The organism is Pseudomonas sp. H1_F01, assembly GCF_054681425.1.
Window position 1 is genome coordinate 6,494,879 of sequence record NZ_CP162823.1, and the last position, 14,999, is coordinate 6,509,877.

Annotated in this window: 12 protein-coding genes; 8 read left to right on the forward strand and 4 right to left on the reverse strand. The window is 61.9% G+C overall.

What is annotated here, in order from left to right:
• Window positions 1-16: 16 nt before the first annotated feature.
• Window positions 17-757, reverse strand: coding sequence for an osmolarity response regulator transcription factor OmpR (ompR, locus tag AB4O09_RS29250; protein WP_003196691.1), 741 nt, complete (start codon window positions 755-757; stop codon window positions 17-19).
• Between the two features lie 357 nt (window positions 758-1,114).
• On the opposite strand from ompR, the gene AB4O09_RS29255 reads away from it, so the two are divergent.
• The 7 genes from AB4O09_RS29255 to tauD all read left to right on the forward strand — a co-directional run bounded on the left by AB4O09_RS29255 (window position 1,115) and on the right by tauD (window position 9,507).
• Window positions 1,115-3,439 (forward strand): Tex family protein, encoded by a 2,325-nt coding sequence (locus AB4O09_RS29255; RefSeq protein ID WP_003196689.1) that lies wholly within the window; start codon window positions 1,115-1,117, stop codon window positions 3,437-3,439.
• Window positions 3,439-3,822 (forward strand): PaaI family thioesterase, encoded by a 384-nt coding sequence (locus AB4O09_RS29260; protein ID WP_003196688.1) that lies wholly within the window; start codon window positions 3,439-3,441, stop codon window positions 3,820-3,822. Before AB4O09_RS29255 ends, AB4O09_RS29260 begins: the two co-directional genes overlap by 1 nt.
• 270 nt (window positions 3,823-4,092) lie before the next feature.
• Complete coding sequence (gene gshA / locus AB4O09_RS29265; protein ID WP_258636501.1) at window positions 4,093-5,676, forward strand: glutamate--cysteine ligase; 1,584 nt, start codon at window positions 4,093-4,095, stop codon at window positions 5,674-5,676.
• 309 nt (window positions 5,677-5,985) lie between these two features.
• Window positions 5,986-6,963: a taurine ABC transporter substrate-binding protein gene (tauA, locus tag AB4O09_RS29270; protein ID WP_003196684.1), complete on the forward strand. Its 978-nt coding sequence runs from the start codon at window positions 5,986-5,988 to the stop codon at window positions 6,961-6,963.
• Window positions 6,964-6,984: 21 nt separating this feature from the next.
• A complete protein-coding gene (gene tauB, locus AB4O09_RS29275) occupies window positions 6,985-7,779 on the forward strand; it encodes a taurine ABC transporter ATP-binding subunit (RefSeq protein ID WP_003196681.1) in 795 nt (264 codons plus the stop codon).
• On the forward strand, window positions 7,776-8,615 hold the full coding sequence (gene tauC, locus AB4O09_RS29280; RefSeq protein ID WP_003196679.1) for a taurine ABC transporter permease TauC: 840 nt from the start codon (window positions 7,776-7,778) through the stop codon (window positions 8,613-8,615). The genes tauB and tauC overlap by 4 nt, the downstream gene beginning before the upstream one ends.
• Before the next feature lie 49 nt (window positions 8,616-8,664).
• Window positions 8,665-9,507 (forward strand): taurine dioxygenase, encoded by an 843-nt coding sequence (gene tauD / locus AB4O09_RS29285; RefSeq protein WP_060613173.1) that lies wholly within the window; start codon window positions 8,665-8,667, stop codon window positions 9,505-9,507.
• 93 nt (window positions 9,508-9,600) lie between these two features.
• Here the strand turns inward: tauD and mgrA are convergent, their stop codons facing one another.
• Window positions 9,601-10,638, reverse strand: a complete 1,038-nt coding sequence (gene mgrA, locus AB4O09_RS29290) for an L-glyceraldehyde 3-phosphate reductase (protein ID WP_003196675.1) — start codon at window positions 10,636-10,638, stop codon at window positions 9,601-9,603.
• Between the two features lie 205 nt (window positions 10,639-10,843).
• Window positions 10,844-11,734 (reverse strand): LysR family transcriptional regulator, encoded by an 891-nt coding sequence (locus AB4O09_RS29295; RefSeq protein WP_003196673.1) that lies wholly within the window; start codon window positions 11,732-11,734, stop codon window positions 10,844-10,846.
• Between the two features lie 116 nt (window positions 11,735-11,850).
• Here AB4O09_RS29295 and AB4O09_RS29300 point away from each other — a divergent pair, with 116 nt between their 5' ends.
• Window positions 11,851-12,591 (forward strand): SDR family oxidoreductase, encoded by a 741-nt coding sequence (locus AB4O09_RS29300; RefSeq protein ID WP_003196671.1) that lies wholly within the window; start codon window positions 11,851-11,853, stop codon window positions 12,589-12,591.
• A gap of 115 nt (window positions 12,592-12,706) precedes the next feature.
• Here AB4O09_RS29300 and betT read toward each other — a convergent pair whose 3' ends face one another.
• Window positions 12,707-14,668 (reverse strand): choline transporter BetT, encoded by a 1,962-nt coding sequence (betT, locus tag AB4O09_RS29305; protein WP_167331293.1) that lies wholly within the window; start codon window positions 14,666-14,668, stop codon window positions 12,707-12,709.
• Window positions 14,669-14,999: the final 331 nt, after the last annotated feature.

The window sequence follows — 14,999 nt, forward strand, 5'->3', positions numbered from 1 at the left end:
TCCTACAAATCGCCGATCACTTGCTGGCGGCGCCATCCGGCACGAACACGTAACCCACGCCCCAGACGGTCTGGATATACCGCGGCTTGGAAGGATCGGGTTCGATCATCCGGCGCAGACGGGAAATCTGCACGTCGATGGAGCGCTCCAGCGCATCCCATTCACGGCCACGGGCCAGGTTCATCAGTTTGTCCCGGGTCAGCGGCTGGCGGGCGTTCATCACCAGGGCCTTGAGCACCGCGAACTCGCCGGTGGTGAGCATATGGACCTCATCACCGCGCTTGAGCTCGCGAGTGGCCAGGGACAGCTCATAGTCGCCGAATGTCACGCTTTCATCTTCGCTACCCGGCGCGCCAGGTACCGGCGCCGACTGACGACGCAGCACCGCCTTGACGCGGGCCATCAGTTCGTCGGGGTTGAACGGCTTGGCCAGGTAATCGTCGGCGCCCAGTTCCAGGCCCTTGATACGGCTCAGCTCGTCGCCCTTGGCGGTGAGCATGATGATCGGGATCTGGTTGTTGGCGCCACGCAGGCGGCGGCAGGCTGTCAGGCCGTCTTCACCAGGCAGCATCAGGTCGAGCACCACCAGGTTGAAAACTTCACGGGCCAGCAGTCGATCCATTTGCTCGGTGTTCGGTACGGTGCGGGCGCGGTAGCCCTTGCTGACGAAAAAGCGTTCCAGCAAGCTGCTCAGCCCCGGATCGTCGTCAACAATAAGAATTTTTTCGCCTTCAGCAGTTTGTGCAGTGCTGCTCATAGGAAGCTCCTTTGATCTCGGCGCGCATTATGGCCTAGCTGCCGTTATACGCACCGTGTGCATTGTTAGCAGATTTTTCCTCCATCACCACAAATCCGGGTATCAAGCCTACAGACCATGTCCCCCCCTCAGGGCGGAACGCTGGTTATAATGCGCGGCCTTTTGTGCCAGGGAATACCGGATCGTGACCCGGCGTGCCATTTTTTTCCCCTTGGCCAGGCAGCATTTTTTGAATTTCGCGGGTCAACAGGCAGCCTTTTGACCCAGGCAGCGGCGCATGCCAGGCCGCTCAACCAGTCTCGCCGAGCCCTGCTTCTGCGGCGGCGAGCCTGATTTCACAATTTGTCAGGTGGTTTTATGGACAGCATCAACAGCCGCATCGCCGAGGAACTCGGTGTACGCCCACAACAGGTCGAAGCGGCCGTCGCGCTACTCGATGAAGGCTCCACGGTGCCTTTCATCGCCCGTTACCGGAAAGAAGTGACCGGCAGCCTCGATGACACCCAATTGCGGCATCTGGAAGAACGCCTGCGCTACCTGCGAGAACTCGACGAACGGCGCATCAGCATCCTGGCCAGCATCCAGGAGCAGGGCAAGCTGACCCCGCAACTTGAGCGCGACATCAAGCTGGCCGACACCAAGACCCGCCTCGAAGACTTGTACCTGCCCTACAAGCAAAAGCGCCGCACCAAGGGCCAGATCGCCCTGGAAGCCGGCCTCGGCGAGCTGGCCGACGGCCTGTTCAACGATCCGACCCTGGCCCCGGAAGCCGAAGCCGCGCGCTTCGTCGATGCCGAAAAAGGCGTGGCGGATGTAAAAGCGGCGCTGGAAGGCGCCAAGTACATCCTCATGGAGCGTTTCGCCGAAGACGCCAACCTGCTGGAAAAACTGCGTAGCTATCTCAAGCAGGAAGCTACCCTCAGCGCCCGGGTGATCGCCGGCAAGGAAGAGGAAGGCGCGAAGTTCCGCGACTACTTCGAACACGACGAACCGCTCAAGAGCATGCCGTCCCACCGCGCCCTGGCGATTTTCCGTGGTCGCAACGAAGGCATCCTCAGCTCCGCACTGAAAGTCGGTGAAGAATTGCCCGGCACCATGCACCCGTGCGAAGGCATGATCGGCCAGCAGTTCGGCATCCAGAACCAGAATCGCGCCGCCGACAAATGGCTGGCCGAGGTGGTGCGCTGGACCTGGAAGGTCAAGCTCTACACCCACCTGGAAACCGACCTGCTGGGCGAGTTGCGCGATAACGCCGAGACCGAGGCAATCAACGTATTCGCCCACAACCTGCATGACCTGCTGCTGGCCGCACCGGCCGGCCCACGCGCCACCCTGGGCCTGGACCCGGGCCTGCGCACCGGTTGCAAGGTGGCCGTGGTGGATTCCACCGGCAAGCTGCTGGACCACGCCACGGTCTACCCGCACGTGCCGCACAACAAGTGGGACCAGACCCTCGCCGTGCTCGCCGCCCTGTGCGCCAAGCATTCGGTGGACCTGATCGCCATCGGCAACGGCACCGCCAGCCGCGAGACCGACAAGCTGGCTGCCGAGTTGATCAAGAAATACCCAGCCATGAAGATGACCAAGGTCATGGTTTCCGAGGCAGGCGCTTCGGTTTACTCGGCGTCGGAACTGGCCTCCAAGGAATTCCCGGACCTGGACGTGTCGATCCGAGGCGCGGTGTCCATAGCCCGTCGCCTGCAGGATCCACTGGCGGAACTGGTGAAGATCGACCCGAAATCCATCGGTGTCGGCCAGTACCAGCACGATGTTTCCCAGTTGAAACTGGCGCGCGGCCTGGACGCGGTGGTGGAGGATTGCGTGAACGCCGTGGGCGTTGACGTGAACACCGCTTCGGTGGCGCTGTTGGCACGTATCTCCGGCCTGAACGCCACCCTGGCGCAGAACATCGTCACCCACCGTGACGAACACGGCGCGTTCAAGACCCGCGCCGCGTTGAAGAAAGTCCCGCGCCTGGGTGAAAAGACCTTCGAACAGGCCGCCGGCTTCCTGCGGGTGATGAACGGCGATAACCCGCTGGACTCCTCCGCTGTCCACCCTGAAGCCTACCCGCTGGTGCAACGCATCGCCGCCCAGACCGACCGCGACATCCGTTCGCTGATCGGTGACGCCGGGTTCCTCAAGCGCCTGGACCCGAAGAAGTTCACCGACGAAACCTTCGGCCTGCCCACCGTCACCGACATCCTCCAGGAACTGGAGAAACCGGGCCGCGACCCGCGCCCCGAGTTCAAGACCGCCGAGTTCCAGGACGGCGTCGAAGACCTAAAGGACCTGCAGCCGGGCATGATCCTCGAAGGCGTGGTGACCAACGTCACCAACTTCGGTGCCTTCGTCGACATCGGCGTGCACCAGGACGGTCTGGTGCATATCTCGGCCTTGTCCGAGAAGTTCATCAAGGACCCGCGCGAAGCGGTGAAAGCCGGTGATGTGGTGAAAGTGAAGGTCATGGAAGTCGACATCCCGCGCAAACGCGTCGGCCTGTCGATGCGCATGAGCGACACACCGGGCGAGAAAGTCGACGGTGCCCGTGGTGCGCGTCCCGGCTCGACGCCACGCCAGTCGCAAAACACCGCGCCACGCAAGGAAACCGCCACCGCGGCCCCGGCGAACAACGCCATGGCCTCGTTGTTCGCCAACGCCAAGCAGTTGAAGAAACGCTGATGGACGTGCCAGCCGAGTTGGTGGAGAGCGCGTTTTTCAAGCTGCTCGGCTGCCGTCTGCACAGCCTTGGGGACGGGGTGGCGCAAGTCGCCCTGAGCCTTGAGCCGCCGCTGCGCAATCGCGGCGGCAAGCTGCACGGCGGCGCGCTGTTCAGCCTGGTGGACATCGCCATGGGACTGGCCTGCTCCAGTGTCCATGGCTTTGACCAGCAGAGCGCGACCATCGAATGCAAGATCAACTACATTCGCGCAGTGTCCGACGGCGACGTGTTGTGCACCGCTCGGGTCATCCACCCCGGTCGGCGCACGCTGGTGGTCGAGGCCGAGGTGATGCAAGGCGACAAACTGGTCGCAAAAGCGCAAGGCACGTTCGCTGTCCTATAGCTCCCTGTCATCGATTTGAGTTAATTTCGACGCCATGAATGCCGCGCCGAAACCCCTTGTGGGAGCGAGCCTGCTCGCGATAGCGGTGGACCAGTCAATATAAAAGTTGACTGACAGACCGCTATCGCGAGCAGGCTCGCTCCCACAGGGGGTGTGATGATTGTCTTTGGCAGCATGAAAACCAGGCGAAAACGCCAGTTTTAACTTCACCCTTGTAGACCGTCTTGCCCACCCCCATATTGGGGCGACTGACGCGTGAAGGAATTCAACTTGAGCGACCTTTTAAACCGCCGCCTGGCCCTGCTCGGCGAGCGCGCCAACCTCTCCCTGCTCGAACAGTGCCTGCACGGCATCGAGCGTGAATGCCTGCGCGTCACCGGCGATGGGCACTTGGCGCAGACCCCGCATCCCAAGGCCCTGGGTTCGGCGTTGACCAACGAACAGATCACTACCGACTATTCCGAGTCGCTGCTGGAGTTCATCACGCCAGCCCTGGCCAACCCGGCCGATACCCTGCGCAGCCTCGACAAGATCCACCGGTTCGCCTACAGCAAACTGGGTGACGAGTACCTGTGGAGCCCTTCGATGCCGTGCCCACTGCCGGCGGAAGAGGACATCCCGATCGCGTATTACGGCACCTCGAACATCGGTCGGCTCAAGTACGTCTATCGCAAGGGGCTGGCCCTGCGCTACGGCAAGACCATGCAATGCATTGCCGGGATCCACTACAACTTTTCCCTGCCGGAAAAACTCTGGCCCCTGCTCCGGCAGGCCGAAGGCGTCGAGGCCAGCGACCGTGATTTCCAGTCGTCGGCCTACATCGCGCTGATCCGCAATTTCCGCCGCTACAGCTGGTTGCTGATGTACCTGTTCGGTGCCTCGCCGGCCCTGGACGCCGGTTTCCTGCGCGGTCGCCCGCACCAGTTGGAACAACTGGACCCGGACACCCTGTACCTACCCTACGCCACCAGCCTGCGCATGAGCGACCTGGGTTACCAGAGCAACGCCCAGGCCGGCCTCACGCCTTGCTACAACGACCTGGCCAGCTACACCGACAGCCTGCGCAAAGCGGTGGCGACGCCTTATGCGCCGTACGTCGAGGTCGGCACTCACCAGAACGGCGAGTGGGTGCAGCTCAACACCAACATCCTGCAGATCGAAAACGAGTACTACTCCAACATCCGCCCCAAACGCGTGACCTACACCGGCGAGCGCCCGATCCAGGCCTTGATGGCCCGGGGTATCCAGTACGTCGAAGTGCGTTGCCTGGACATCAACCCGTTCCTGCCGATGGGTATCGACCTCACCGAGTCGCGGTTCCTCGATGCGTTCCTGCTGTATTGCGGTCTCAATGACAGCCCGCAGCTGGAAAACAACGAATGCGGCAACGCCACCAGCAACTTCCTGACCGTGGTCAAGGAAGGCCGCAAGCCTGGCCTGCAATTGCAGCGCCAGGGTCAATCGGTGGACATGCAGGCCTGGGCCGTCGAATTGCTGGAAAACATCGCACCGTTGGCCTCGCTGCTCGACCAGAGTCAAGGTGGCGATGCCCACCGCCAGGCGCTGGACGCGCAATTGGCGAAAGTCCGCGACCCGTCACTGACGCCCTCCGCCCAGGTGCTGGCCGCCATGGCCGAACATCAGGAAAGCTTTGCCCAGTTCTCCCTGCGCCAAAGCAAGGCCCACGCCGAGTTCTTCCGCGCCGAGCCTTTGCCCGCCCAGGAACAGACTGCATTCGAGGAAACCGCCCGAGAATCCCTGGTTCAGCAAACTGAGCTGGAGCAGAACGAGGTGGGGGATTTCGACGTGTTCGTGGGTTCGTATCAGGCGAGCATCCTGGCGATCAGTAACTGATCCCTCTTTGACGAGGACGCTTCGCTGGACTGCACTGTAGGAGCTGCCGAAGGCTCGGGCCGCGTTCGGACGATCTTTTGATCTTTCGCTTGGGACTCAAGCGTCTGGGGAAAGATCGCAGCCTCGCCTCGCTCGACAGCACCTACAGGCCCAGCGGGAGCAAGCTCCCTCGCCACAAAAGTTTCAAGCCGTTCTCAATAGATTTTTTCGAAAATAAGCTCATTCGAAAAAGTTATTTATTTTCCAATTCTTAGATCATTTAGTCTCCTCCAACGCCGAACATCCGGCGGCCTGTTGAGGAGCTTTCCCATGTCTTTGAGTTTCCCCCTTCGCCTTCTCGCGGCCGCTTCCCTGGCTGCAACGAGTCTTTTTGCCCAGGCGGCCGACCTGACCGTCGCTTACCAGACCACCGTCGACCCGGCCAAAGTCGCCCAGGCCGATGGTGCCTACGAAAAAGCCACCCAGGCCAAGATCGACTGGCGCAAGTTCGACAACGGCGCCGATGTCATCACCGCCATCGCCTCGGGCGACGTGCAGATCGGCTACCTCGGTTCCAGCCCGTTGACCGCGGCCATCACCCGCAAGGTCCCGGTGGAAACCTTCCTCATCGCCACCCAGATCGGCGCCGCCGAAGCCTTGGTGGTTCGTGACGGTTCGGGCATCAACTCCCCGCAAGACCTGATCGGCAAGAAAATCGCCGTGCCATTCGTGTCCACCGGGCACTACAGCCTGCTCGCCGCGTTGAAGCACTGGAATATCGACCCGTCGAAAGTCACCGTACTCAACCTGGCGCCACCGGCCATCATTGCCGCCTGGAAGCGCGGCGACATCGACGCCACCTACGTCTGGGACCCGGCCCTGGGCGTGGCCAAGGAAAACGGCAAGGTCCTGATCACCTCCGCGGAACTGGCCAAGTTCGGCGCCCCGACCTTCGACGCCTGGATAGTGCGCAAGGACTTCGCCCAGAAGCATCCTGAAATTGTCACCGCCTTCGCCAAAGTGACCCTGGATGCCTACGCCCAGTACCGCAAGGACCCACAAGCCTGGCTGGCCGATACGTCCAACGTCGACAAACTGGTGAAGCTCTCCGGCGCCAAGGCCAGCGATATCCCGCTGTTGCTGCAAGGCAATGTCTTTCCCCTCGCGGCCGATCAGGTCGTGAGCCTCGGCGCACCGACCACCCAAGCCATCACCGACACCGCAGCGTTCCTCAAGGAGCAAGGCAAGGTCGAAGCCGTGCTGCCGGACTACGCGCCTTACGTCAGCGCCAAATACATCACTCGTTGAGCAGGAAAAGGGAGACACGCGATGGCCTTGCTACAGCTGGAGCGCATCAGCGCACAGTACCCCGGCGCGGCGGAACCGGTGCTGGCGGATATTTCCCTGACCCTGGGGCCCCAGCAATTGCTGGTTGCCCTCGGCCCGTCCGGCAGTGGCAAGACATCGCTGTTGAACCTGATTGCCGGGTTCGTCGAGCCCAGCGCCGGGCAGATCACCCTCGACGGCACGCCGGTCAAGGGTCCGAGCGCCGAGCGCGGCGTGGTGTTCCAGGACGATGCACTGCTGCCTTGGCAGGACGTGCTGGCAAACGTTGGGTTCGGCCTGGAACTGGCTGGGGTCGGCAAGCAAAAGCGCGAAGCCCGGGCCCGGGAAATGCTTGCCCTGGTTGACCTGGCCGGTTTCGAGCAACGTCGTGTCTGGCAGCTTTCCGGCGGCCAGAAGCAACGCGTCGGCCTGGCCCGGGCGCTGGCGGCCGACCCACGCGTGCTGTTGATGGACGAACCTTTCGGTGCGCTGGACGCCTTCACCCGCGAGCAGATGCAGGAACTGTTGCTGCAGGTCTGGCAGCGCACCGCCAAGCCGGTGTTCCTGATCACCCATGACATTGAAGAAGCCGTGTTCCTCGCCACCGACTTGATTCTGTTGGCACCTAACCCGGGGCAGATCGTCGAGCGCCTGAGCCTGGATTTCGGCCAACGCTACGGGGCCGGGGAATCGGCGCGGTCGATCAAATCCGACCCGCGCTTTATCGAAACCCGCGAGCATGTGCTCGCCAAGGTGTTCGCCCAACGCAGCGCCACTCGACCACAGGAGCGCGCATGAGCAGCTACGAAATTCCAGCCGTCGTCAGTGAAACTACGAGCAGGCGCGCGACCAACGACTCAAGGCCCAGCCTGAGTACACGCTGGATCAGCGGCTTGACCCTGATCGCCCTGCTGGCGGTCTGGTGGGCCGTCACCGCGAGCGGCCTGATCGAACCGCTGTTCCTGCCCTCGCCGTCTGCAGTGCTGCAAAAAGGTTGGCTGCTGGCAACCAGCGGCTACATGGACTCGACCCTCTGGCAGCACCTGGCCGCCAGCCTTGAACGCATCGGCCTGGGCCTGCTGTTCGCGGTGCTGACGGCGGTGCCGGTGGGCATCGCCATTGGCGCCAACCGCATCGCTCGCGGCGTGCTCGACCCGTTGATCGAGTTCTACCGGCCGATTCCGCCGCTGGCGTACCTGCCGTTGATCGTGATCTGGTGCGGCATCGGCGAGTTGTCGAAAGTGCTGCTGATCTACCTGGCGATTTTCGCCCCGATTGCCATCGCCACCGCCACCGGTGTGCGCACTGTCGACCGGGCCAAGCTACGCGCTGCGCAATCGTTGGGCGCCACGCGGGCCCAGTTGATTCGCCACGTGATCGTGCCCAGTGCCTTGCCGGACATCCTCACCGGCATTCGCATTGGCCTGGGCGTGGGTTGGTCGACGCTGGTGGCCGCCGAGCTGATCGCCGCCACCAGCGGCCTGGGGTTCATGGTGCAGTCAGCGGCGCAGTTCCTGGTCACCGACGTGGTGGTACTGGGGATCCTGGTGATCGCACTGATCGCCTTCGCCATGGAAATGGGCCTGCGCGCCCTGCAACGCAAACTGGTGCCGTGGCACGGCCAGGCCCATTGATACCCAATGACTACGCCGACCATTCGGCGCCCAATCCGAGAACTCGACGATGAACCGCCCGACCATTACTCCCTTGAGCACAGCCCTCGGCGCGCAGATCAGTGGGATCGATATCAGCCAGCCGCTGAGCCCGGAGCATCGCGAGGCCATCGAGCAGGCTTTGCTTGAACATCAGGTGTTGTTCTTTCGCGACCAGCCAATCGAACCGGAGCAACAAGCGCGTTTCGCCGCGCATTTTGGCGACCTGCACATTCACCCGATCTACCCCAACATACCGGAACAGCCGGAAGTACTGGTGCTCGACACCGCCGTCACCGATGTTCGCGACAACGCCGTGTGGCACACCGACGTGACCTTTCTCCCGACGCCGGCCATGGGCGCGGTGCTCAGCGCCAAGCTACTGCCGGCGTTTGGCGGCGACACGTTGTGGGCCAGCGGCATCGCGGCCTACGAAGCTCTGTCAGCCCCTTTGAAACGCTTGCTGGAAGGCCTGACAGCGACCCACGATTTCATCCGGTCCTTTCCATTGGAACGGTTTGGCAACACCACCGAAGACCTGGCGCGCTGGGAAGAGGCACGGCGGGTAAACCCACCGCTGTCCCATCCGGTGATCCGCACTCATCCGGTGAGCGGGCGACGGTCGCTGTTCGTCAATGAAGGCTTCACGACACGGATCAACGAGCTGTCGGAAACCGAAAGCGAGGTGATCCTGAAACTGCTCTTCGCCCACGCCACCCGCCCGGAGTTCACCCTGCGCTGGCGCTGGCAGGTCAACGACGTGGCGTTCTGGGACAACCGCGTCACCCAGCACTTTGCCGTGGATGATTACCGCCCCGCCCGCCGGGTGATGCACCGGGCGACGGTGTTGGGGGATGTGCCGTTTTTCAGGTGAGGCACCGAGTCTGAATTGCTCTTGTGGCGAGGGGATTTATCCCCTCGCCACAAGATTGTGTATTCAGCTGATCATTGCAGATCAGCCGATTCGTTACTCAGCCGACGAGGGCTTCTCCCAAAGATTGATCCCGCCCTCCAGGGCAAACCGATCGATCTGCGCCAGTTCTTCAGCACTGAAGCTCAGGTTCTTCAACGCCCCGACGTTCTCGATGATCTGCTCCGGCCGGCTGGCGCCGATCAGCGCGCTGGTCACGCGGGGATCGCGCAGGGTCCAGGCCAGGGCCATTTGCGCCAGGCTCTGGCCGCGCCGCTGGGCGATCTCATTGAGGGCGCGTACATGGGCGATGTTTTCCTCCGACAGATGCGAAGCCTGCAACGAGCCGCCGCCCGGACGGTTCACCCGCGCATCGGCCGGAATACCCTTGAGGTACTTGTCGGTCAACAAGCCCTGGGCCAGTGGCGTGAAAGCGATCACACCGGTACCCAGTTCGTCGGTGGCGTCCAGCAGGTCTTTCTCCACCCAGCGGTTGAGCAGGTTGTAGGCCGGCTGGTGAATCAGCAGCGGGACTTTCCACTCTTTGAGCAGCGCCGCCATTTCCCGGGTCTTCACCCCGGAATACGAGGAAATGCCGATGTACAACGCCTTGCCCTGCTGAACGGCAGTGGCCAGTGCGCTGGCGGTTTCTTCCAGTGGGGTGTCGGGGTCGAAGCGGTGGGAATAGAAGATATCCACATAGTCCAGCCCCAGGCGTTGCAGGCTCTGGTCGAGGCTGGCGAGCACGTATTTGCGCGAGCCACCACCCTGGCCGTATGGGCCCGGCCACATGTCCCAACCGGCCTTGCTGGAGATGATCAACTCATCGCGGTACTGCTTGAAATCTTCGCGCAGCAACCGGCCGAAATTGATCTCGGCGCTGCCGTAGGGCGGGCCGTAGTTGTTTGCCAGGTCGAAGTGGTTGATGCCCAGGTCAAACGCCGTACGCAGCAAGGCGCGCTGGGTATCGATGGGCGTACTGTCGCCAAAGTTGTGCCACAACCCCAGCGACAGCGCCGGCAGCACCAGCCCGCTGCGACCGACGCGGCGGTAGGGAATGGACTCGTAGCGGTTTTGCGCAGCGGTGTAGGTCATCGAAAGGCTCTCTGTTCGGACGCTGGTGGCAGAAGCTAACACTTCACAGACGCATCGGTCAGGCTGAAAGTTCGCATATCAGGTGTGGGAGCGGGCTTGCTCGCGAAAGCGGTGTGTCAGTCAGCACAAATTCTGAATTTGCCGACGCATTCGCGAGCAAGCCCGCTCCCACAGGGTTTGCAGTGCCAGGAAGTCGGAGACCACACTAACGCGCCTGCGCAAACACCTCCGCCACCCAATCCACGAATACACGAACCCGCGGCGACATGAGTCGGTTGTGCGGATAGAGCACCGACACCGGCATGGACGGTGGTGGGGTGGCGGTGAGGACTTCCTGCATCAGGCCCTGCCGGATCGGCTCTTCCATCCGGTAATGCGGGCATTGGATCAGGCCCAGGCCGGCGATGGCCGAGGCGGCATAGATTTCGGCGCCGGACACCGACAGCGAGCCCCCGATCGGGACCTCCTTGAGCTCGCCATCGACCATGAACTCAAACGGATACAGTTTGGCGGTGGTCCGCGAGACGTAATTCACCGCCTTGTGATGTTTCAAGTCATCGAGGCACTTCGGCTCGCCGTACTGGCGCAAGTAACCGGGGCTGGCGCAGGTGATCTGCCGAAGATTGGCGACACGCCGGCCGATCAATGATGAGTCCGCCAACTCACCGGAGCGCAGCACGCAATCGACGCCTTCGGCGATCAGATCGACGAAACGATCGGCCTCGCTGATGAACAGTTCTATTTCGGGATAGCGGGCCATGAATTGTGGCAACGCCGGAATCACGAAATACCGTGCCTGGGTGCCGTGCAAGTCCACCCTCAACTTGCCTTTGGGCGCCACGCCGCGAAACGCCAGTTCGGCTTCTTCAAGTTCCGCCAGCAATTGCACGCAGCGTGGGTAATAGGCTTCGCCATCGAGGGTCGGGCGCACCTTGCGGGTACTGCGCTCCAACAAACGAACGCCCAGCCAGGCTTCGAATTGATTGAGGGTATGGGTCAGCGTGGCCCGTGGCATGTTCAAGTCTTCAGCGGCCAGGGTGAAACTGCTTCGCTCATAGATGCGCACGAACACCTTCATCGCTTTGACTTGATCCATGTGAATCCGGTGCCTTTATTGTTAGTGATTGTTGAACAGTCAAGGCAACTTTCGGGCATTTATCGCCGAGAGTAAACATGTGAACCTGGCCTCACCCACTTCAAGAGGACTCAAGCATGCCGACTCAAACGTCCAAAGTTGCCATCATCACCGGTGCTTCCCGCGGCATCGGCGCCGAAATCGCCAAGCAACTGGCCAGCGAAGGTTTCGCCGTCGTCATCAACTACGCCAACAGCGCCAGCGAGGCGTCCAAGTTGGTGGTGCAACTGCGCCAGGCCGGCCACCAAGCCATAGCGGTGAAGGCAGACGTGTCCTCTGCCGCCGATGTCCGCAGGATGTTCGATGAAACCGAAGCGCAACTGGGCAAGGTCGATGTATTGATCAACAACGCCGGCATCCTCCAAGTGATGCCCCTGGCGCAGCACAGCGACGAGTTGTTCGACCAGACGTTCGCCATCAACACCCGTGGCACCTTCAATACCCTGCGCGAAGCCGCGACCCGTTTGAATGACGGTGGCCGGATCGTGAACTTTTCCAGCAGCACCGTGGGCCTGAACCTGCCGGGCTACTCGGTGTACATCGCCAGCAAGGCCGCAGTGGAATCCCTGACCCAGGTGTTCGCCAAGGAACTGCGCGGTCGGCAGATCACGGTCAATGCCGTGGCCCCCGGCCCAGTCGCCACCGAACTGTTCATGCACGGCAAAAGCGAGGAACAGGTGCAGCACTACGCCAAGATGCCGCCCCTGGAACGCCTCGGCCAGCCGCAAGACATTGCCAGCATCATCGCGTTCCTGGTGAGCCCGGCCGCTGGCTGGGTGAACGGGCAGATCCTGCGAGCCAATGGCGGACTAGTCTGAGGCTTTTTCCTGCATCGCCAGCTAAACCGCCATCGCGAGCAAGCTCGCTCCCACAGGGGTCAAGTGATTCCCTTGTGGGAGCGAGCTTGCTCGCGATGAGGTCGGTGCAGATGAGTCAGCGCACCAAATGCAGGAACTGCAGGTGCCGCTCGTACTGGTCGAGGATGTCGTTGATGACTTGCTCCTTGGTGTAGCCCACCAGGTCGTAATCCTGGCTGCCTTCGCTCAGGTGCACCTCGGCACGGTAGTAACGACGGTTGTTGAGTTCCTTGGAGCCCATGCCGCCGCGGGCGAAGGACGGCGTGAAGTAGCCGCGCATCTGCACCTGGTAGATGAACGGATGCTGCTCACCGTGACCGATCTCCAGGCTGACGTTGTCATTGGCCGGATCGGGCTGGGCCACCACTGTCAGGCCCTTCTCGACGAACACCGCGGTCACTTCTTCAATGGCCGGGCGCACTGTGGTGTCGAGGAAACGGTACACCTCATCACGGGACGGAAAATGCACCGCCTGGCTCAAGCGCTGGCGCCAGCCGCCCGTGCCCCGACGTGAACCCGACACCGGCGCCAGGGAGTGCAATTGCGCGATCTGCTTCTGCGACTCCAGGTAGAACGCCTTGTGCAGGCCCCACATCATCAGCAGCAGAATCAACGAGAACGGCAAGGACGTCAGCACCACCGCTGACTTCAAGGCATCGATGCTGCCGGAGAACAGCAACGCGCTAGTCACCAGGGCGGTCATCGCGCCCCAGAACACCCGCAGCCATTTCGGCCCGTCCTCGTCGGGGTTGCCGCCCTTGGCCGACAACGTCGACAGCACCACGGTGCCTGAGTCGGCGGAGGTGACGAAGAACACGAAACTGATGAACACGGTGACCGCGATGACCGTCTTGCTCCAGGGGTAGGTTTCCAGCAGCAGGTAAAGGCTCATCGATGGGTTTTCCAAGGCCGACATGCCCAGGGCACTCATGCCGTGGTTCAGCACTTGGTCGATGGCGCTGTTGCCGAAGATCGACATCCACGCCAGGGTGAAACCCAGGGGAATCAGCAGCACGCCAAACACGAATTCGCGGATGGTGCGGCCACGGGAAATCCGTGCGATGAACAGCCCCACGAACGGCGACCACGCGATCCACCAGGCCCAGTAGAACACCGTCCAGCCGCCCAGCCAGTCGCTAGGTTCGTTGTAGGCGTACAGGTCGAAGCTCTTCATCGGCAGAGCGCCGAGGTAATCGCCGATGTTCTGGATCAAGGTGTTGAGCAAATGCTGGGTGGGTCCGGCGAACAGCACGAACAGCAACAACGCGCAGGCCAGGAGCATGTTGATGTCGGACATGACCCGCACGCCCTTGTCGACACCGGCCACCGCGACAATGATCGCCGCGCCCATCATCAGCACGATCAGGCCAACCTGAATCCACTGGGTGTGGGCGATGCCGAACAGGTAGTCGAGCCCGGAATTGAGGTGCAGCACACCAAAGCCCATGTCGGCGCCGAGGCCGAACACCGTGGCGATAATACCGAAGCCGTCCACGGCGTAGCCGATGGGGCCGTTGATGCGCTTGCCGATCAGCGGGTACAACGCCGAACGCAGGGCCAGGGGCAAATTGTGCCGGTAGGCGAAGTACGCCAGGGCCATGCCGACGAATGCGAAAACGCCCCAGCCGTGCAGCCCCCAGTGCAAGAACAGGATCTGCATGGCCTGGCGCGCAGCTTCGGCGGTACCGGCCTCGCCCTGGGGCGGCTGGACCATGTGAGTCAGCGGCTCGGACACGCAGAAGAAAAACAGCGTGATGCTGATGCCGGCGGCGAACAGCATGCCGGCCCAGGACAGATAACTGAATTCGGGCTCGTCGTGGTCGGCACCGAGCTTGATCTTGCCGTAGCCGGACAAGGCGGTGACCACCACGAAGACCAGATACAGCGTCATCGCCAGCATGTAGTACCAGCCTACCGTATTGGCCGCCCAGTTCTGCGCGGCCAGCAACCAGGCACCGGCCTGCGCGGGCATGGCAATCACCACCAGGCCGAACAGCAGGATAAAGGTCGCGGCGAAGTAAAAGACCGGCGGGTTCATGCGGACCAGGCCGCTGGGTGGAAGGGACGAGGCACTCATGAAACAAGCACCTCGGGAAAAAGAATCGGGGTGGTCGAAAACGGACTCGGCAAAGGCAAGCCTCCTGTTGTGAGCGGGCAGCAAACCGACGGTTTAACTTGAATGAACGTTCAAGTTAAACATAAATAGCTAGCTAAGGACTAATCGCAGGGCTCGACGGCACGCTTCCTACACTAGCCTACGAGAGGGTATGACGTTGCCAGTAGAGCATTCGTTCACTGGCGCCAAGCCCCTGTGGGAGCGAGCTTGCTTGCGATAGCGGTGTAGCAGTCAATGAAGATGTTGAATGTCA

Excerpts from the sequence above, each read along its gene's own strand:
- ompR (WP_003196691.1), bottom strand. The coding sequence starts at position 757 with ATGAGCAGCACTGCACAAACTGCTGAAGGCGAAAAAATTCTTATTGTT.
- AB4O09_RS29255 (WP_003196689.1), top strand. The coding sequence starts at position 1,115 with ATGGACAGCATCAACAGCCGCATCGCCGAGGAACTCGGTGTACGCCCA.
- AB4O09_RS29260 (WP_003196688.1), top strand. The coding sequence starts at position 3,439 with ATGGACGTGCCAGCCGAGTTGGTGGAGAGCGCGTTTTTCAAGCTGCTC.
- tauA (WP_003196684.1), top strand. The coding sequence starts at position 5,986 with ATGTCTTTGAGTTTCCCCCTTCGCCTTCTCGCGGCCGCTTCCCTGGCT.
- tauB (WP_003196681.1), top strand. The coding sequence starts at position 6,985 with ATGGCCTTGCTACAGCTGGAGCGCATCAGCGCACAGTACCCCGGCGCG.
- tauC (WP_003196679.1), top strand. The coding sequence starts at position 7,776 with ATGAGCAGCTACGAAATTCCAGCCGTCGTCAGTGAAACTACGAGCAGG.
- tauD (WP_060613173.1), top strand. The coding sequence starts at position 8,665 with ATGAACCGCCCGACCATTACTCCCTTGAGCACAGCCCTCGGCGCGCAG.
- mgrA (WP_003196675.1), bottom strand. The coding sequence starts at position 10,638 with ATGACCTACACCGCTGCGCAAAACCGCTACGAGTCCATTCCCTACCGC.
- AB4O09_RS29295 (WP_003196673.1), bottom strand. The coding sequence starts at position 11,734 with ATGGATCAAGTCAAAGCGATGAAGGTGTTCGTGCGCATCTATGAGCGA.
- AB4O09_RS29300 (WP_003196671.1), top strand. The coding sequence starts at position 11,851 with ATGCCGACTCAAACGTCCAAAGTTGCCATCATCACCGGTGCTTCCCGC.
- betT (WP_167331293.1), bottom strand. The coding sequence starts at position 14,668 with ATGAACCCGCCGGTCTTTTACTTCGCCGCGACCTTTATCCTGCTGTTC.